This is a genomic window from Streptomyces sp. NPDC107500, assembly GCF_055582785.1.
In genome coordinates this window covers 62,820-81,808 of record NZ_JBVJPF010000007.1, presented here as the reverse complement: position 1 = coordinate 81,808, position 18,989 = coordinate 62,820, and the positions used below count along the sequence as shown (strand labels likewise).

The window sequence follows — 18,989 nt, the reverse complement described above, 5'->3', positions numbered from 1 at the left end:
CCGGAGCGGATCACACGGCCGCGCGGTGCGCGGCGTCCAGCAGGGCGGGGTCGAGGCGGTAGACGCGGGCGGCGGTGCCGCCGAGCACGGCGGCGCGGTCGTCGGGGGCCAGCGGGGCGAGGAGTTCGCACACGGACTCCCAGGTGCGCGCGTAGCCTCCGGCCAGCAGGGAGATCGGCCAGTCTCCGCCGTACATCAGCCGCTCGGGTCCGAACAGCTCCAGCGCGTCCTCGACGAACGGCCGGACCTCGGCGGTGGTCCACGTGTCGAGGGGGCCCGAGGCCGAGTAGAGCCCGGAGACCTTGGCGTGCGTGCCGGGGTGGAGCGCGGCGGCGGCGATCAGGCGGCGCCACTCGGCCCGGTCCTCGCGGCCGCCGCCGACCGGCGGCTTGCCGAGGTGGTCGACGATCAGGCGCAGGCCCGGGTGGCGGGCCGCCAGGTCGGGCAGGTGGCGCAGCGCGGCGGGCGAGCTGGTCGGGTAGTCGAGGGTCAGACCGGCCTCGGCGAGCAGCGCGAGTCCCGCGCCGGCGTCGGGGCCGAGGATCCAGTCCGGGTCGGACCGCTCGTGGAGCAGGGTGCGTACGCCCACCACGTGCGGGTCGCCGCGGAGCGCGGTGAGACGGGCCCGGGCCCGGCCCGGGTCGTCCAGCGGGACCCAGGCGACGACACCGACGACCTCGGGGTGCGCGGCGGCGGTCGCCAGCATCAGGTCGGTGTCCGCGTCGTTGTCGGCCGCCTGGACGAGGACGGCCGCGTCGACCCCGGCGGAGCGCAGGCCCCGGCGGGCGTCGGGGAACCGCATGGCGCGGTCGAGGGGCGACATCGCGGGCCCCAGCCAGTCGTAGGCGGCAACCCCGGGATCCCACACGTGCAGGTGGGCGTCGACGACGGTCATGACCCCTCCCCGGGGACGGACGGCGTGCACGGTGCGCCGGGGACCTCCGGGACCAGGCCGAGGTCCGCCAGCTCCGCCCAGAGCGCGTCGGGTACGCGGGCCGCGAGCCGCTCCGCGTTGGTCCGGGACTGCCGCGCGTCGCGGGCGCCCAGCACCACCGACACGACCGCCGGGTGCCGCAGCGGGTAGGCGATCGCGGCCTCGGGCAGCGTGACGCCGTGGCGCTCGCAGACGTCGGCGAGCGCGGCGGCCCGCGCGATCAGCTCGCGGGATGCGGGCAGGTAGTCGTAGGTCGCGTCGGAGGGCGGGCGGTCGGTGGCGAGCAGGCCGGAGTTGTAGACGGCGGCGGCGACGACGCCGATCCCGCGCTCCCGGGCGAGCGGCAGCAGCTCGTCCAGCGCGGACTGGTCGAGCAGCGTGTGGCGCCCGGCCACCATCACCAGGTCGACGTCCGCGCGGCGGACGAACTCGGCGAGCATCGCGCCCTGGTTCATGCCCGCGCCCACCGCCTTCACCACCCCTTGGTCACGCAGTTCGACGAGGGTGTCGACGCCGGTGGTGGACGCCTCGTGCCAGTGGTCGTCGGGGTCGTGCAGGTAGACGACGTCGACGTGGTCGAGCCCGAGCCGGGTCAGGCTGCCCTCCAGGGAGCGCAGGATGCCGTCCCGGGAGAAGTCCCAGTCGCGCCGGTGGGTGGCGGGCACCGCGAAGCCGCCGTCGTCCTGGCGGTGCGCGGTCCGGGGGCTGGGCACCAGCAGCCGGCCCACCTTGGTGGACACGATGTACTCGGCCCGCGGACGCCGGGCGAGGGCGGCACCGAGCCGGCGTTCCGACAGCCCGAGCCCGTAGTGCGGGGCGGTGTCGAAGTAGCGCACGCCACTGTCCCAGGCCGCGTCGACGGCACCCTGGGCGTCCGGGTCGCTGGTCTCCCGCGCCAGGTTGCCCAACTGGGCAGCTCCCAGGCCGAGTTCGGTCAGCTTCGCGCCGCGGGTGAGGGCACGGGTACGCATCCGGCTCACCACACCCTCGTACGGGCGGAGGCCGCGAGGTCCTCCGGGTGGGCGAAGGGCCGCCCCGCCGCGAACCGCTCCACCTCGTCGACGACGGCGTCACCGAGGCGGTGCAGCTCCCCGCCGAGCGAACCCGCCAGGTGCGGCGTCAGTACGACGTTGTCCAGCGTCCACAGTTCGCTGCCGGGGTCGGGCGGCTCCGGGTCGGTGACGTCGAGGACCGCGTCGATACGGCCGGTGCGCAGCTCCGCGATCAGGGCCTCCTGGTCCACCACGGCACCGCGGGCGGTGTTGACGAGGGTCGCGCCGTCCGGCATCAGCGCCAGCCGGCCCGCGTCGATCCGGCCGCGGGTCGCGGGAGTCAGGGGCTGGTGCAGGGACACCACCCGGCTGCTCGCCATCAGTTCGTCGAGCGGCACCAGGCGCGCGCCGAGGTTCCGAGCCTGCTCCGCGGTCAGGGTGGGGTCGTGCAGGAGGACGTCCAGGTCGAAAGGGCGCAGTAGCGCGAGCACCGCGCGGCCGACGGTGGAGGCGCCGACGATGCCCACCGTCTGCCGGTAGTTGCCGCGTCCGGCGTAGGCGCCGAAGTGGTCGGGGCGGGTCCGCGAGGCGCGGTAGCGGCGCTCCTCGGCGAGGACGCGCTTGTTGGCGAGCAGGATCATGGCGAGGGTGTACTCGGCCACGGGCCCCGAGTTGGCGGTGCGGGCGTTGGCCGCCACCACGCCGCGGGCGGCGAAGGCGGCCGGGTCCTCCAGGCAGGTGGCGGCGACCCCGCCCGCGTACACCACGGCCCGCAGCCGCTCGGTGCGGGGCAGGTGCTCGGCCCGTACGACGGGCGCGTCCCAGCCCGCGACGAGGATCTCGGCAGCGGCCAGCGCGTCGCGGGAGCGGGCGGAGTCCAGTTCGCCGAGGACCAGTTCGGTGTCGATGTCGGCCGCGCGGCGCAGCCGCGCCAGAGCGTCCTCGTCGAAGACGGCGCGGACGAGCCGGGGGTTCATGGCGAAGACGGCACGTGGTCGCGTCACGGCGTGCTCTCCCTCTCGGTGCGCTCGGGACGGTGGACGGGGCCGGGCACGGCGGCGGAGGCGGTGCCCGCGGGTGTGCGGGTGGCCGGACCCGGGGGGCCGGGCTCGGGCACGAGCCGCAGACCCGCGTCGCGGGGACGTACGTGCGGACCGTCGGGACGGGTCCAGCCGGCGTCCGCCTCCGGGGCGGCGAGCGTGCTCTCGTCGACGGTGATGCCGAGTCCCGGCGCGTCGCCGAGGACGATGCCGCCGTCCTCGATCGCCTGGTCCACCGTGAGCCCGGCCGGTGTGCCGGTGTCCTGCACTTCGGTGACCAGGTGGTTGGGGGTGGCGGCGGCGGCGTGCGCCAACGGGTTGGCGTGGTAGCCGACCGGGCTGACCGGGAGGTCGTGGCCGTGGGCCAGGGTGGCCACCCGCAGGAAGTGGGTGATGCCCCAGACACCGGCGGTCTGCACGACCTGGAGGGCGTCGGCCGCGAGAAGGGGACGGAACTGCTCCAGGCCCGTCAGGTTCTCGCCGCTGGCGACGGCGGTGCGGGAGGCGCGGCCCACGGCCCGGTGGCCCTTCGCGTCCCAGCGGCGCACCGGCTCCTCGATCCAGGTCAGTTCGACTTGGTCCTCGATCCGGGCGAGCAGCCGTACGGCCTGGTGCCTGCCCCAGGACTCGTTGACGTCGAGCATCAGGGCGGGGGAGCGGGTGTTGGCGCGCAGCACCTCGGCGACCGCGCGCAGCCTGCCGACGTCGCGTTCGGTGTCCAGGCCGCCCTTGAGTTTGGCGCCGGTGAAGCCGCGTGCGGCCCAGCCGGAGTACAGCCGGACCAACTCCTCCTCGTCCAGCGCGATGTCGAGACCGGAGGCGTAGCCGGGCACGAAGCGGTCCGCCGCGCCGAGGGTGCGCCACAGCGGTTCGCCGGCCATCTTCGCCTTGAGGTCCCACAGCGCCATGTCGAAGGCGCCGATGGTGCCGAAGGCCGTGCCGGCGTGGCCGCTCTTGAAGGTGTGGGCCAGCATCCGGTCGTAGAGCGTGGTGACGGCGCGCGGATCCTGCCCGTCGAGGGCGGGGAAGACCCGCGGGGCCTCGCCGTGCGCGCCGAGGCCGACTCCGGTGAGGCCGCCGTCGGTCTCGACCAGCAGGACCGGGACCTCGGTGACGCCCTGCGCGACAAAGCCGTTCGCGTCCCCGACGGGACGTCCCCAGCGGTGCACGGTCGTCAGGCTCCGGAATCCGGTGATCTTCAACTGCTCCCCCTCTTCGAGCTCTCCTCGCCGTCCCGCCTGCCGGACCACCCGTCCCGCGCCGGGGAGAACCCAGAGGCGCGGGAGGTGGGGGGAGCGTGCCGTCGGGCCAGGGGAACGGGCGTCGTGCGGCCGGCGGAATCAGTTCCGCAACCGTGCCCTCATCGAGTCGTAACGTATCATACAAGTGATGACTGAGAAGAGGTCTCGGCGGCGACGAGTGCCTGGCGCTGACGCCCCAGCCCCTCGATCTCGATCTCCATCGCGTCACCGGGCTTCAGGTAGGGAAAGCGGCCGGACAGCGCAACACCCTCCGGGGTGCCGGTGTTGATGACGTCCCCCGGGTCCAGCACCAGGTACTGGCTCAGGTCGTACACGATCTGCGCGACGGAGAAGATCATGTCCGTGGTGCGGGAGTCCTGCCGCGGCTCGCCGTTGACGAAGGAGCGCAGCCGCAGATCCTGGACGTCGGGCACCTCGTCGGCGGGGACCAGGAACGGGCCGAGCGGGTTGAACGTGGCGCAGGACTTGCCCTTGGACCACTGGCCGCCGGAGTGCTCCAGCTGGAAGTCGCGCTCGGAGACGTCGTTGGACACGGCGTAGCCGGCCACGTGGTCCAGGGCCTGCTCGGGGGAGTCCAGGTACCGCGCGGTGCGGCCGATGACGACGGCGAGTTCGACCTCCCAGTCCGTCCTGGCGGAACCGCGTGGGATCTCCACGTCGTCGTGCGGGCCGACCACCGTGTTGGGCGGCTTGAAGAAGATCACCGGACGCGACGGCGGCTCGCCGCCGGACTCCGCCGCGTGCGCCGCGTAGTTCTGGCCGACGCAGACCACCGCGCCCGGCCGCGCGACGGGTGGCCCGAAGCGCAGCCCCCCGGCCGCCAGCGCCGGCAGCGCGTCCTCGGCCAGCGCCCGCCGGGTGCGGGCGATGCCGTCCGCGGCGAGGAAGGCTCCGTCGATGTCGGAGGTGAGGGAGGAGAGGTCCCGGGTGACGCCCCGGTCGTCGATCACGGCGGGGCGTTCCCGCCCGGGGTCTCCGAGCCGTACGAGTTTCATGTGCCGCTTCCTTGGTCGGGGCCCCGGCAGCCCGTGGCGCCCGCCACGCCTGTCCGGCCGGTTCGGCCGGGTGCGGAGAGGGCAGAGGCGGTGATCGCCATGACGGGACGGGTGCCGATTCCCGGGCGTGCGCGGGGGTTCGCGGTGACCGGCGCCGTCGTGGCGCCGCCGCTCCGGGCTGGTGGGCTCAGTATCGGTGTACGACACCGCTTGTTGTCAATGGACTGCTTTACCAGTCAACAGGCTGACAACTAGGGTGTGGCGCCATGAGTACTCGGGACCGATCGCTATGGACCAGTGCCGCACCGGCGCCGGCCGTGCTGCGGGCGGGCGCGATCCTCGACGCGCTGGCTGACGCCCGCGGCCGCGCACTGTCGCCCGCCCAACTGGCCGCCGCCGCGGGCGGCATACCGAGAGCCTCCGTCGTCAACATCTGCGCGGCCCTGCACGAAAGGCAACTCGTCCGGGCCGTGGAGGGCGGCTTCGCCCTCGGACCCGGGCTGCTGGGGCTCGCCCAGTCCTACCTGGACGCCCTAGACCCGGTCCGCGCCTTCCGGGAGCAGATGGGCCGCCTGGGCGACCGCGAGGAGACGCTGCAACTGGCCACCATGAACGGCACGGACGTCGTCTACCTGGCGGTGCACGAGGGCACCGTCCTGATGCGCCTCACCAGCAGGGCGGGGGCGAGGCTCCCGGTCACCTGCACGGCGCTGGGCAAGGCCATGCTGGCCGGTCTGGACGACGCCGGGGTGCGTGAACTGCTCTGCGGCCGTGAGCCGTTCGAGTCCCGCACACCCTGGTCGATCACCACCCTCGACGCCCTGCTCGCGGACGTGCGTGACACGCGCTCGGCCGGTCACGCCGTCGACGACCAGGAGACCGCCGAGGGCATCGTCTGCGTCGCGGCGGCCGTGCCCGGGCCGCCGACGGGCGGCCCGCCCTTCGCCGTCAGCTCCTCGCTGCTCAAGTCCCAGGCCACACCCGAGCGGGTGGCGGCACTCGCCGCGCTCATCAAGGGTGTCGTCCGACGGATGGGCGGGGCGGAGTGAGGTGGCGGCGGTCGCTTCACCGTCCGGGGGCGGGCCCGGACCGGTCGGGAAGGTAGCGGGCGGTCTCGCCCGCGGCGTGGTCGGCGAACATCGGCCCGGCGACGTCCGGGTCACCGCGGCGCAGGACGTCCAGGAGTTCGGCGTGGTGCTCGGCCATCGCGCCCCAGCTTCCCGCATAGCGCGGATCGCCGAGCACGTGCAGGTCCCACAGACTGGACTCGATCATGCGCCACAGGCGGATCAGCGCCGCGTTGTCGGCCGCTTCGCACACATGCCGGTGAAATGACATGTCGGCGTCGCGGAAGGCGCCGATGTCGTCCTCGGCCGCGGCCCGGCGCAGTCGGTCCACGTCCTCGGTGAGCAGCCGCGCGTGCTCGGCGTCCAGCCGGCCGGCCACCCGGCGGGCCGCGTACTCCTCGAACATCACCCGGATGTCCCGGACGTCCTGCGCCTGCCGCTCGGAGACCCGCGCGACATAGGTGCCGCGGTGCGGCTGGGAGATGACCAGCCCCTCGTACGCCAGGCGCTTGATCGCCTCGCGGGGCGGCGCCTGACTGGTGCCGAAACCGCGTGCGATCTCCGACTCGACCAGGCGCTGACCGGGCGCCAGCCGGCCGCCGACGATCCAGTCGCGCAGCAATGTGTACACGTGGTCGGAGAGCAACTGCCGCGGCATGCGCGGCGTGCCCGGCACCGGACCGCCCTCGGCCGCGCGCACCTCCCCACCCGCATCCCCGCGCGGACCGTCCGGCCGGGCAGCCGGCGGATCGGGCAGCGCGGCCTGCTGCTCCCGCCAGATCCGGGCGATCGTGGACTGCGACAGACCGAGGGTGTCGGACAGTGAGCGGGTCGAGGGCACCGGAGCACCGGCGCGGGCCTGCTCGACCACTGCCGCGATCCGCGCCTCCGCCTGCCGGCGGTCCGCGCTGCGGGGCCGCCCCGGCCGAGGAGCGTCGTGCAGACCGGCGACGCCCCGCCGCAGATAGCGCCCCCGCCACTTGGCCACCGTGGCCGGGCTGACCGTGAGCCGCTGGGCGACCTCCGCGTTGGTCAGCCCCTCGGCACACGCCAGCACGATCCGGCCGCGCAGCCGGAGCCCGGCCGACTGCTGCCGGGCCAGGTCCGTCAGGGCCGCCCGCTCCTCCGCACCGAGCTGGGGAAATGCCGGCAGGCCGGGATCCGTCATGGCACCGCGCTCCCTCGAATGCGTCGACTTATGACTCACAGGCCGCGCATGCGTCGCCCCTCAGGTCATCAATTTCAGGTTCAGCCTCGTGTATTGACGACACCACGGCACGAACATATTAACTATCGTTGCTCGATCAGTGACCCACTAGTCATGTACGGCGGTGCCGTGCGGGTGCTCCGCCGGAGCGAGCACCTCGGGGGCGGGCCCCCTCCTCCGGGCCCCGGGCCCGTCGGCGGCCGACGCGAGCCGCCGGCCGGCGCCGACGCCCCCGGACCAGTACACGAGCCTGCGCGGCACCAGCACCCGTGACGGCACGGAACACACCGGCCCGTCCACAGGGATCCGGACCACGACATCACGCACTCCACCCGGCAAGGAGACCTCGTGCCCACCACCCAGGTACGACCAGTCCGACGAAGGACCAGACGACTGCCCCTGCTGCTCGCGGCCGGCGCCCTGCTGGTCGGCGGCGCCACCCTGGACCCACCCGACGCGAGCGCCCAGGCCGACGGCTGCAAGGCCACCGAGCTGTTCGTGTCCCCCGACGGCAGCGACAAGGCCAAGGGGAGCAGGAGCAAGCCGTTCAAGACCATCGAGAAGGCCCGCGACCACATCCGTGACAAGGGCCTGAACCGGCCCGGCAGGATGCGCTGCGACATCCACGTCAACCTGCGTGCCGGCGACTACCCGCTGAGCCGCACCGTCGAACTCGACGACCGCGACTCGGGCACCGGCGGCCATCAGGTCGTCTACCGCTCCTACGACGGCCCCGGCAAGGCCCGCGTGACGGGCGCCCAGCCGGTCACCGGCTGGGAGGAGTACAAGGACGGCATCTACCGTGCCGACGTCGGCACGGACAGCCCCTTCTACACCCTCTTCGAGGACGGCAAGCGCGCCACCACCGCCCGCTACCCCAACCGCAAGTCCGACGACGAGTGGGCCCCGTATCTCACCTCCACCCTGCCGGAGCCGGAGAAGGAGGCCGTCCACCAGTGGCTGTACTCCAACCCCGGTGACTGGCAGGCGGACTGGGACCTCAGCAACGCTCAAGCCGTCGTCTGGTCGGGCGGCAGCTGGAGCTGGTTCACCGACACGGTCCCGATCCGGGACTGGAACCCCGCCAAGAACCAGATGACCCTCAAGTACTGGACCCGGTACGCGCTCAACAACTCCGGCGGCGGCTCGCGCTACTTCCTCCAGAACTCGCTCGACTTCCTGGACCAGGCGGGCGAGTACTACCTGGACTTCAAGAAGGGCCGGCTGTACTACAAGCCCCGCGGCGACATCGACGACGTCACCGTGCTGCGTCCGACGGTCAAGACCCTGTTCGACCTGTCCGGCGCCGACCCCGACCGACGGGTGCGGGACGTCACCCTGGACGGACTCGCCCTGCAGTACAGCGACTTCGTCGACTGGTACCGCAACGGGTGGATCAGTGACGGCGATTCCGGCGAGGTGCACAAGTACCCGGAGTACGACCGGCAGATCGAGATGCCGCGCAACCGCTTCGGCGCCGTCACCCTCACCAACAGCAAGGACATCACCCTGTCCCGGCTGAAGATCTCCGACACGGGCTACCACGCCGTCTACGCCATCGCCGCCAACGACCACCTCACGGTTCGCGACAGCCTGCTGGAGAACATCGGCGCCGACGGAATCAAGGTCGAGGGCCCCTACCCGGGCGAGGGGAACACCTCCAACGGCCACCTGCTGACCAACAACTACATCACCCACTACGGCGAGCTGAACCCCGGCGACGCCTCCGGCATCGAGCTGATGAACACCGGGAACAACACCGTCAGCCACAGCCACGTCAAGCACAGCGCCCGCTACGGCATCAGCCTCGAGGTGCGCCCCGAAGTGGCCCTCAAGGACAACTACGCCCGCGGCAACACCTTCGAGTACCTGCGCATCGACGAAGCCGGCCTGGACAGCGGCGACATGGGCGCCTTCTACACCTACGGCGTCAACAACGTCGAGCCGTACCCGATGGACAACCACGTGCGCCAGATGGTCATAGGCGACGTGATCCCGGACGAGTCGATGCCCGACAGCGGCACCCGTGGCATCCACATGGACGCCGGCGGTTGCGGCTTCACCTTCGAGGACATCGAGGTCGGCAAGACCACCGACCAGTCGTACCAGAGCTACCAGTGCAACGACGTCAAGAACGCCAACTGGGAGGACGGGTACGACGCCTCCCGCATGGAGTACGACAAGATCGGCGTCACCGCCGGCTTCCCCTACCCGATGCCCGACGGGGACACCCAGTGAGCCGTCCCTGACCGGTCGGACGACCAGCGCCCCCGGGCAGCGTGCCGCACGCGCCGCCGCCCGGGGTGCGGTGGGCGCGGGCCCCGAACCCGCCCGTGCCGAGAGCACCGAGTACCAGCCCCGCACCCGACACACACCTGGAGGCCTGCCATGCCCGAGCTGTCCCGACGAAACGTCCTGGCCGCGGCCGGAGCGTCCGCGGCAGCGACCGCGCTGAGCGCCGCTCCCGCACAGGCCGCGCCACAGACGGCGGACACCGCCGCGTCGGCGGGGCGGCGAGGGGACCACGCCGCCAACCCGATGCGGCTGTGGTACCGCGCCCCGGCAGGGGAGTGGCTGGAGGCCCTGCCGGTCGGCAACGGCCGGCTCGGCGCCATGGTCTTCGGCGGCACCGACACCGAACGGCTCCAGCTCAACGAGGACAGCCTGTGGGCCGGCGGCCCCAACGACTACGCCCGCCCCGACGCCGTCAGGCACCTGGCGGAGATCCGCCGCCTGGTGGCCGAGGAGAAGTGGAACCAGGCACAGCGGCTGATCGACGCCGAATTCCTGGGGAGCCCCTCGGAGCAGGCCGCCTACCAGGTGCTCGGCGACCTCGAACTCACCCTCAAGGGCCGGGGCGAGGTGAGCGACTACGAACGCGAACTGGACCTGGAGACCGCCGTCACCCGCACCAGCTACACCCGGGGCGGCGTACGCCATGTCCGGGAGGTCTTCGCCAGCGCACCCGACCAGGTCCTCGTCGTCCGGCTGAGCACGGACACCCCGGGCGCCGTCGGCTTCTCCGCCCGCTTCGGCAGCCCGCAGAGGTCCGGCACCTCGGCCGTGGACGCCCGCACCATCGCCCTCGACGGCGTCAGCGGCGACTGGTACGGCCTGCCCGGCTCGGTGCGCTTCCGGGCCCTGGCGCGCGCCGAGGCCGAGGGAGGCCGGGTGCGCACCGACGGCGGCACCCTCACCGTCGAGGACGCCGACAGCGTCACCCTGGTGATCTCCATGGCGACCAGCTACCGCAACTACCTCGACGTCGGCGCGGACCCCGAGGCCCGCGCCCGCAAGCACCTGACACCGGCCGCGGGCAAACCGTACGACCTCCTGCGCGCCCGGCACGTAGCCGACCACCGGCGCCTGTTCAGCAGGGTCGCCATCGACCTCGGCCCCTCCGAACGCACGAGCCTGCCCACCGACGAACGCATCCCGCTGTTCGCCGACGGCAAGGACCCCCAACTGGCCGCGCTCTACTTCCAGTACGGCCGGTACCTGCTCGCCTCCAGCTCCCGGTCGCCCGGACAGCCCGCCAACCTCCAGGGCCTGTGGAACGACAGCCTGAACCCGGCCTGGGAGTCCAAGTACACCGTCAACATCAACTTCGAGATGAACTACTGGCCCGCCGGCCCCGGCAACCTCGCCGAGTGCTGGGACCCCGCCGTGCGGATGGTGCACGAACTGGCCGAGTCCGGCACCCGCACCGCAAGGGAGCTGTACGACGCCCCCGGCTGGGTCCTGCACCACAACACCGACGGCTGGCGCGGTACGGCACCGGTGGACGCCGCCCAGTACGGGATGTGGCCGACCGGCGGCGCCTGGCTGTGCGTGATGCTGTGGGACCACTACCGGTTCACTGGCGAGACGGGCGCGCTCAGCCGCAACTACCCGGTGATGAGGGGCGCGGTGGAGTTCTTCCTCGACACCTTGCAGGTGGACGCGGAGACCGGCTGGCTCGTCACCAACCCCTCGCAGTCGCCGGAGGTCACCCACCACCAGGACGAGGGGGAGAGCGTCAGCATCTGCGCCGGCCCCACCATGGACATGCAGCTGCTGCGGGACCTCTTCGACGCGTTCCGGCAGGCCGCGAAGGTGCTGGACCGCGACCGCCGCCTCGTCGAACGCGTCACCGAGGTCCGCGACCGGCTCGCCCCCACCCGCGTCGGCCACCTGGGCCAGATCCAGGAGTGGCTGGTGGACTGGGAGGAGGCGGCCCTGGTCAGAAGCCGTCACGTGTCCCACCTGTACGGCGTCTTCCCGAGCGCCCAGATCACCCCGAGGGGCACCCCGGAGCTGGCCGCGGCCGCCAAGAAGAGCCTGGAACTGCGCGGCACCGCGGGACAGGGCTGGTCCCTCGCCTGGAAGATCAACATGTGGGCCCGGCTGCTGGAGCCGGCCCGCGCCTACCAGCACCTGGCGGACCTGCTCACCCCGGCGCGCACCGCGCCCAACCTCTTCGACCTGCACCCGCCCTTCCAGATCGACGGCAACTTCGGCGGCGTCTCCGGCATCACCGAGATGCTGGTGCAGAGCCACGCCGACGAGATCGAGCTGCTGCCCGCCCTGCCCGACGCCTGGCCCACCGGTGCCTTCCGGGGGCTGCGGGCACGCGGTGGCTTCGAGATCGACCTGGAGTGGACCGCGCACGGCATCACCCGCGCGGAAGTGCGCTCGCTCCTCGGCAACCCCGTACGGATCCGCACCCCGCACCCGGTGCGCGTCGAGGGCGCCGACGCCGACCGCCCCGAGCACCACGTCCTGACCTTCGACACCCACCGCAACGGCCACTACCGGCTCGTCCCGGTCACCCCGTGACAGCCCCCACAGCCCGGCGTTTGGGATGCGACGGCTGCCGCGTGCCGGCGGCGGGGTCGCGCGGACCGGGTGCTGCGGGCCTCATCCCTGGGCTCGGGAGCGGTGTCGGCGCCTCCGCTCGAGTATGAACGTGGCCAAGAGGAGCACGGCGGCGACGACGACCATCGCGAGCGGCGCGAGGACGGTCAGGACGGTCAGGATCCGACCGGCTGACGTCGCCTTGTCGCCCAGGTCCTGCACGCTCTCAGGAGTGACCTCGAGGGTCAGGACCGACACCGGCAGCAGAGGCGTCGGCGTCCCGGCGACGGAGGTGGTCGCCACCGTTCTCCGGCTCACCGTCTGGTCCACGGCGATGCCGGTCTGCTGGTCGACGTAGGCGACCAGCGTTGACTGGCCCAGGTAGGTGAGCGGAACGGGGTCCGGCAGCGCGGCCAGCACCGTGGGTGTGAGACGGGCCCGTGTCTTGGAGTCGAGAGCGGGCACCAGGCTCGCGACGAGCTTCTTCGGCAGAGCGGTCGGCAGCGGCCTGGACACCGCCGGGTCCTTGACGGGCGCTGAGACCTCGATCTCGTAGACATTGACAGCACGGCCCTCCCGTCGGGCGGTTCCGGTGTAGCGAACCGGCACGATCGAACGGGTCGTCGCGTCGTAGTAGGTGTAGGAGTCGTCCTGTTCGGCATCCGGCGGAAAGGCCGAGCTCAGTGCGCCCCGTGAGTTCTCCGCCGATGCCGAGGCCGGTGGCGGCACACCCTTCCTGCTCGTCCGGTCGATGGCGTACGTCTTCGAGCTGGGTAAGGACTGCTCACCGGCATGGACCGTCGTCGTGTCCTCGATCATGGCGGTGTCACCACGTGTGGATGTGACCCGCACCCGCCGGTCGGCGGTGACGGGGATGCCGGACCGGAGCACATGCGCGGTGTCTCCGGACCGGAGGGCCTTGGCATCCAGCATGGTGGTCTCGCCCGCGTAGTGCACCGTCTGGTCGGTGTCGGCGGGCAGCTTCGTCGCGTTCGGGGCCACTACGAGCCGTACGACCGCCGCGGCGGCGACCAGGATCACGGCCATGGTGATGAGTGCGATCGACGGGCGGCGTGCGGACACGGCGTCCTCCCTCCACTTGTCTGGTCACATGTTCTCGGCGCCGGCTCTGATCGCCTCACGGATGCGGGGGTAGGTGCCGCACCGGCAGATGTTGCGGACACCGTCCAGATCCGCCTCGGTGATGGTTCGGCCTTCTTCCTTGAGACGGCGGACCAGAGCAACGGCGGCCATGATCTGGCCGGGCTGGCAGTAGCCGCACTGGGCCACGTCCTGCTCGAGCCACGCCTGTTGCATCGGGTGCAGGTCCGCTCCTGCGGTGGCCGCCAGCCCTTCGATGGTGGTGACCTCGTCGGACGCCCTCAGGTCCCCCACCGGGATGGCGCAGGGGTTCGCCGCCCTGCCGTTGAGGTGGCTCGTGCAGGCCTTGCAGACGTTGATGCCGCAGCCGTACTTCGGTCCGGTGACGCCGAGGAGGTCGCGAAGGACCCACAGCAGCCGCTCGTCGTCCGGAGCATCGACGGTCACCTGCTCACCGTTGAGGCGGAAAGTGTGCGTGGGCATGAGAACTCCCAGATGTTTCGCAGGGCTTCAGCGGACGTGGTCCAGACCATCGGTGGGGGAGGCGGGGATGGGCGGGACGGTCGGTTTCGGTTCGAAGGAGAGGGTGCCGTGGTTGATCGGGAAGACCGTGGGCATCGTGCCGGTGGCACGCCCGTACGCGCACGCGACCGCGGCCATCGAAGCGGCGACGCCGAGTTCACCCGCGCCGCCGGGCTTGCCGGTGCTGGGCGGCAGGACGACGACCCGCAGTTCGGGCGGGGTGTTCCACTGCCGGGTGTAGAAGTAGTTGTCCCAGCTCGCTTCGAGGAAGTGCCCGTCGCGCAGGTGCAGGCTGGAGGTCAGGGTCAGGGCGATGCCGTCCATCAGGCAGCCCATCATTTGAGCTTCCAGGCCACGCGGATTGACGGCGAGGCCGACGTCCACGGCGATGACGGCCTTGGTCACGCGTGGGCCGGCGACACCGTCCCGGATGGGGCGGTCGACGGTCTCCGGTCGGCAGTCGAGTTCCACCAGGACGGCGCTGGCGGAGTGGTACTCGGAGTGGAAGGCGATGCCCTGCGCCGTACCTGCCGGCATGCTCCGGCCCCAGTTCCCGGCTTCGGCGGCCGTGTCCAGCACGGCTCGGCCGCGGTCGTCCCGAAGGAAGTCGTGCCGGAACCGGTAAGGGTCCTTGCCCATCTTCCCGGCGAGCCGATCGACCAGGAGTTCCCGGGCGCAGGTGACGTCGGGGGAGTACACGTTGCGCATGCTGCCGGTGTTGAAGCCCTTGTCGGTTTCGTTCAGGAGCCGGCTGTTGGCACCGAAGTCGTAGGGCATCGACTGGGAGAGCTGGAAGAAGGTCTCAGAGAACCCGATGTCACCCACCGGCAGTCTCGCGGCCAAGGCGGTGAAGATCTCCCCGAGGCCGTGGCTGAGGTCGGTGGACACACTGGTGTGCCGCTGTCTGTACCCGAGGACGGTGTTGCCCAGGTAGGAGATGCGCACGCGCGACGTGGCCATGGGATGGGTGCGTCCCTGGCGGGCGTCGTCGGCGCGATGCCACATGAGCTTCACCGGCTTGCTGATCCGCCGGGAGACTTCGGCGGCCTCCAGTGCCGCGTCGAAGAAGAGCTTGCGGCCGAAGGAGCCCCCTCCCTCCGTGACATGCACGGTCACCGCCCCGGGCGGCAGGCCGAGCTTGGTGGCGATCGCCTGCTTCGCCACGATCGGAGCCTTGAGGCTCGACCAGATCTCGGCACGGTCGGGGCGCACGTCGGCTATCGCGCAGTTGGGCTCCAGCGCGCTGTTGCTGCGGAAGTGGAACGTGAAACGCTCCTCCACGTGCGGCGTCACCGACGGCAGTCCCATGGGCAGTTCGGCGGCGCGCAACTCCGCGAGCACGGACTCGTCGGACTTTCCCTCGGCGCTACCGGGTTTCCACGAGACCCGCAGGGCGCGCACCGCGTCGATGCATCGGCCGAAGGTGGTGGCGCGTACCGCCACCCCGGTCGATATCACGACCACGTCGGTGACGCCGGGCATGGAACGGACCTCGGACAGGTTGGACACCGATCCGACCTTGCCGTTGACGGTCGGCGGGCGGCACACCATGGTCGGCAGGGCGCCCGGGACCTTCAGATCCAGCGTGAACGTCTTGCGTCCGGTGACCGCCGCGTGGGCGTCCACGCGGTTGTGCGGCTTGCCGATGACGGTGAACATGTCGCGAGGTTTGAGGCTGACCGACACCTCCTCGGTCCGCGCGCGCGCCGCTTTCGGGGACAGGTCCCCCATGTCGGCGCTCCGGCCTCCGGGGCCGGTGACGAGTCCCGCCTCCCAGCCCAGTTCGTCGACGGCGGTGCCCCATTCGGCGGCGGCGGCCTGAAGCAGCCGGTTGCGGGCGACGGCGGCGGCCACCCGGATCGGGGTGTAGGTGGAGAACGTCGTGTTGGATCCGCCGGTGAGCTGGTTGAAGAGCAACTCCGGGCGCGCCTCGGCGAGAGTGATGTGCACTCGGGAGAGGGGGATGCCGAGTTCCTCGGCGATCAGCATGGCCGTCGACGTCGTGATGCCCTGCCCCACCTCGGTCCGCGGCAACGCGAAGGACACGGTGCCGTCCGTGTTCACCTCGACCGTGATCAGGCCGGACGTCGGCAGGGCCGCCGCTGTCATCACGTCGTTGAGGTCGATCAGTTCCGTGATCTCCGGCGAGGGTATGTCCGCTCGGGCCTCGGAGGCGGGGACGAGCTGGGCCGCCGTCATCAAGGTGGGAGCGGCCAGGACGTATCCGAGGAAGCGGCGTCTGGCGAAGGGCTGCGCGCCCGAGTTCTGCCGGGACGAGTGATCGGTGTCCGTCACCGGCGGTCTCCTTCCCCTGCGGCCGGTGCCGGCGGCAGCGCGTGGGCCGCCCGAGCCGAGCACGAACGGCTCGTCTCGCTGTCGTGCGGTGTCGTCATCGTCTCAACTCGTTCTCGACGTCGGTGTGGTAGCGGGACGTGGGGCGCACTGATGGGGGTACGCCGGTGACGTTGTACCCCCACGTCGTGATGCCGTACGTGGCTCAGGAGGGACGGTTGGCGTCCGGGATCTCGAGGTGGATGCCCCGTCCTTCGCTGAGGAAGAGCAGGACGAACTTCCGGAGGGCCTCTTCCACGGTCCAGGCGGCCTGGGGGATCAGCGGCAGCGGGATGAGCCCTTCGCGGAAGGCCACGAGCAGCGGCCACGCGGTGCTGATCAGCGGTTTCCAGAAGGGCTCCCTGTCCAGCCCGATCAGGTCACCGGTCCGGTCGCCCAGCGTGTACCGGGCGAAGCCGTTGATGAGGGGCCTGGTGAGGCCGGCGTCGAGTTCCGCGACGATGTCGAGGAGGACGTCGGTCAGCTCGGTGCCCTCGCGGGTGGACGCCAGGATCGGGTCGAGGACCTGCTTGGACTGTGCGTTGGCCGCGTCCCAGGTGGCGGGGATGTACTCGTCCCGGACGCCGAGCATGTGGGCGGTGACCTGCCACACGTGCAGGTAGCCGTCCGACTCGGTGGTGGTGATCGGGACCTTCCACTCCCTTAGCTTGTGCATGACAAACGTGGCCAGGCTGTGCCAGGTGACCATGATGTCGGCCTGGCTGATGGGTATCGTCTGGCCGCCGCTGGTGCGGGTCCAGCCCGGTGACTGGGGCAGCAGGTGCCGTACGGCGGCGTGCACCAGCCGGGTCTTCACGGCGGTCACGATCATCCCGCCCCGCGGCTGGTAGGCGTCCAGGTCCCCGACGTCATAGCCGAGCTGGGCCGTCTTGGCGATGCGGTCCTTCATGTCCGCGCCGCCCTTGGAGTAGTAGACGGCGCGGGCCTCTCGCGGGATGGCGGTGCTCAACAGGCCGCTGCCCAGACCGTACAGCGCGCCGGTGTAGATGCCCTTCTTCGTGGTGAACCTCGCCGCGGCCGCGAGCTTGTCCCGGTCCGCCCAGGCGGGCAGTTGGCGGGCCTTCTCCATGAAGTCCCGCAGGTCGGCGGGGAGTCCGGCCGGCAGGGGCTGGTCGTTGCGGGTCCACTTGCCGAGCGCCTCGTTGGCCTTGGCCACGTCGCCGCGCTCGATCACGGCGGCGAGGACGGGATCCGCCTCCTCGTCCCAAGTGCTCCGAGCGCTCCGAGCGCTCCTCCCATGATCAGCATCTTGCGCCTGCTCAGGTCGTCCATGCTGAGAACCCTTCCTTGAGTCCCGCCGAGGCCGCGGAGGCCATCCGCGCGGGTGCCGATTCCGGTCAGGCGGGACGGTTGGTTTCGGGAATGTCGATGTGGGTTCCCCGTCCCTTGGTGAGGTAGAAGAGGATGTACTTCCGGGCCGCCTCGTCGATCGTCCAGGCCAGGGGCGGTACGAGGGGCAGCGGGATCAGCTTCTCCCGGAAGGCGACCAGCTTCGGCCAGGCGGTCGCGATGGCCTTCTCCCAGAACGCCTCCCGCGGGATGCCGTCCCAGTCGGCGACCTGGTCGCCGACCAGGTACCGGGCGAGGGCGTTGACGAGTGGGCGGTCGACCCCGCCGGGGCTGGTCTGCTCGGCGAGCTGGCGCAGCAGGATGTCGGTCAGTTCGACGCCCTCGCGCGTGGGGGCGAGGATGGGGTCGAGGACCTGCTTGGACTGTGCGTTGGCCGCGTCCCAGGTGGCGGGGATGTACTCGTCCCGGATGCCCAGCATGTGGGCGGTGACCTGCCACACGTGCAGGTAGGCGGCCGAGTCGGCGGCCGGGATGGGCACCTTCCACTCGAGCATCTTCCGCATGGCGTAGGTGGGCAGACTGTGCCAGGTGACCAGCATGTCCTGCTGGCTGATGGGAATCGTCTGGCCGCCGCTGGTCCGGGTCCAGGCCGGTGACTGGGGCAGCAGGTGCCGTACGGCCGCGTGCACCAGGCGGGTCTTGACGGCCTGCACGATGACGTCGCCGTCGGGCCGGAACGCGTTGAGGTCCCCGACGGCGAAGCCCAGCAGGCTGGTCTTGGCGACCCTGTCCTCCATGTCGGCGCCGCCCTTGGAGTAGTAGACGGAGCGCGCCTCACGAGGGATGGCGGTACTCAGCATGCCGCCGCCGACTCCGTTCAGCAGGTTGAGGTACAGGCCCCTCGACTTGTTGAACTCGGCCGCCCTCTCCAGCTTGTCCCGGTCCGCCCAGGCGGGCAGTTGGCGGGCCTTCTCCATGAAGTCGCGCAGGTCCGCGGGGAGTCCGACCGGCAGTGCCTGGTCGTTGCGGGTCCAGGAGCGCAGCGCGGCGTTGGTCCTGGCCACGTCTCCGCGCTCGATCACGGCGGCGACCAACTGGTCGACCTCCTCGTCCCAGACCCATTCGGGGTCCAGACCGGCTCCCTTGCCCGCCACCGAGCCGCTCGGCGCCCACGTCCACAGGGACCGCGCGTGGGTGGGCGAGGCCAGGCTCAGCGCCCCGAAGGCTCCCACCGCCCCGCTCGCGAACAACATCTTGCGCCTGCTGAGTCCATCCATCGCTGCGAACTCCTCCTTGAGTTCCGTGGCGTCGTTGCGGAGGTTGGTACGATGAAACGCATCGTGCTTCTTTGTTTCAACAGGGGAGCACATGCGAGACGTGAACGCCAGAGG

General features: G+C 71.5%; 14 protein-coding genes. 3 read left to right on the top strand and 11 right to left on the bottom strand.

Going from position 1 to position 18,989, the window contains the following annotated elements; translation table 11 throughout:
* Nucleotides 1-10 precede the first annotated feature (10 nt).
* The 5 genes from ACZ67M_RS26885 to ACZ67M_RS26865 form a co-directional block, all read right to left on the bottom strand.
* A complete protein-coding gene (locus ACZ67M_RS26885; RefSeq protein ID WP_469853135.1) occupies nt 11-895 on the bottom strand; it encodes an amidohydrolase family protein in 885 nt (294 codons plus the stop codon).
* Complete coding sequence (locus ACZ67M_RS26880) at nt 892-1,905, bottom strand: aldo/keto reductase (RefSeq protein ID WP_469853134.1); 1,014 nt, start codon at nt 1,903-1,905, stop codon at nt 892-894. Before ACZ67M_RS26880 ends, ACZ67M_RS26885 begins: the two co-directional genes overlap by 4 nt.
* A gap of 5 nt (nt 1,906-1,910) precedes the next feature.
* Nucleotides 1,911-2,930, bottom strand: coding sequence for a hydroxyacid dehydrogenase (locus ACZ67M_RS26875; protein WP_451855769.1), 1,020 nt, complete (start codon nt 2,928-2,930; stop codon nt 1,911-1,913).
* Complete coding sequence (locus ACZ67M_RS26870) at nt 2,927-4,168, bottom strand: mandelate racemase/muconate lactonizing enzyme family protein (RefSeq protein WP_469853132.1); 1,242 nt, start codon at nt 4,166-4,168, stop codon at nt 2,927-2,929. The genes ACZ67M_RS26875 and ACZ67M_RS26870 overlap by 4 nt, the downstream gene beginning before the upstream one ends.
* Before the next feature lie 176 nt (nt 4,169-4,344).
* Complete coding sequence (locus ACZ67M_RS26865) at nt 4,345-5,223, bottom strand: fumarylacetoacetate hydrolase family protein (protein ID WP_361360318.1); 879 nt, start codon at nt 5,221-5,223, stop codon at nt 4,345-4,347.
* 266 nt (nt 5,224-5,489) lie between these two features.
* On the opposite strand from ACZ67M_RS26865, the gene ACZ67M_RS26860 reads away from it, so the two are divergent.
* Nucleotides 5,490-6,272, top strand: coding sequence for an IclR family transcriptional regulator (locus ACZ67M_RS26860; RefSeq protein ID WP_469853130.1), 783 nt, complete (start codon nt 5,490-5,492; stop codon nt 6,270-6,272).
* Between the two features lie 16 nt (nt 6,273-6,288).
* Here ACZ67M_RS26860 and ACZ67M_RS26855 read toward each other — a convergent pair whose 3' ends face one another.
* Nucleotides 6,289-7,458: a GntR family transcriptional regulator gene (locus tag ACZ67M_RS26855; protein ID WP_469853128.1), complete on the bottom strand. Its 1,170-nt coding sequence runs from the start codon at nt 7,456-7,458 to the stop codon at nt 6,289-6,291.
* A 387-nt stretch (nt 7,459-7,845) separates the two neighbouring features.
* Here ACZ67M_RS26855 and ACZ67M_RS26850 point away from each other — a divergent pair, with 387 nt between their 5' ends.
* The gene (locus ACZ67M_RS26850) at nt 7,846-9,735 is read left to right on the top strand and encodes a right-handed parallel beta-helix repeat-containing protein (protein ID WP_469853126.1); all 1,890 of its coding nucleotides are present in this window, start codon (nt 7,846-7,848) and stop codon (nt 9,733-9,735) included.
* 150 nt (nt 9,736-9,885) lie between these two features.
* A complete protein-coding gene (locus ACZ67M_RS26845) occupies nt 9,886-12,315 on the top strand; it encodes a glycoside hydrolase family 95 protein (protein ID WP_469853124.1) in 2,430 nt (809 codons plus the stop codon).
* A gap of 81 nt (nt 12,316-12,396) precedes the next feature.
* On the opposite strand, the gene ACZ67M_RS26840 is transcribed toward ACZ67M_RS26845, so the two are convergent.
* From ACZ67M_RS26840 to ACZ67M_RS26820, 5 genes are all read right to left on the bottom strand, one after another.
* Nucleotides 12,397-13,416, bottom strand: coding sequence for a porin PorA family protein (locus tag ACZ67M_RS26840; protein WP_469853122.1), 1,020 nt, complete (start codon nt 13,414-13,416; stop codon nt 12,397-12,399).
* 24 nt (nt 13,417-13,440) lie between these two features.
* On the bottom strand, nt 13,441-13,917 hold the full coding sequence (locus ACZ67M_RS26835; RefSeq protein WP_469853120.1) for a (2Fe-2S)-binding protein: 477 nt from the start codon (nt 13,915-13,917) through the stop codon (nt 13,441-13,443).
* Between the two features lie 27 nt (nt 13,918-13,944).
* A complete protein-coding gene (locus ACZ67M_RS26830; protein ID WP_469853565.1) occupies nt 13,945-16,155 on the bottom strand; it encodes a molybdopterin cofactor-binding domain-containing protein in 2,211 nt (736 codons plus the stop codon).
* 298 nt (nt 16,156-16,453) lie between these two features.
* A complete protein-coding gene (locus tag ACZ67M_RS26825; protein ID WP_469853119.1) occupies nt 16,454-17,482 on the bottom strand; it encodes an oxygenase MpaB family protein in 1,029 nt (342 codons plus the stop codon).
* 163 nt (nt 17,483-17,645) lie between these two features.
* Nucleotides 17,646-18,875 carry an oxygenase MpaB family protein gene (locus ACZ67M_RS26820; protein ID WP_469853117.1) on the bottom strand — a complete coding sequence of 410 codons (1,230 nt, stop codon included), beginning with the start codon at nt 18,873-18,875 and terminating at the stop codon, nt 17,646-17,648.
* Nucleotides 18,876-18,989: the final 114 nt, after the last annotated feature.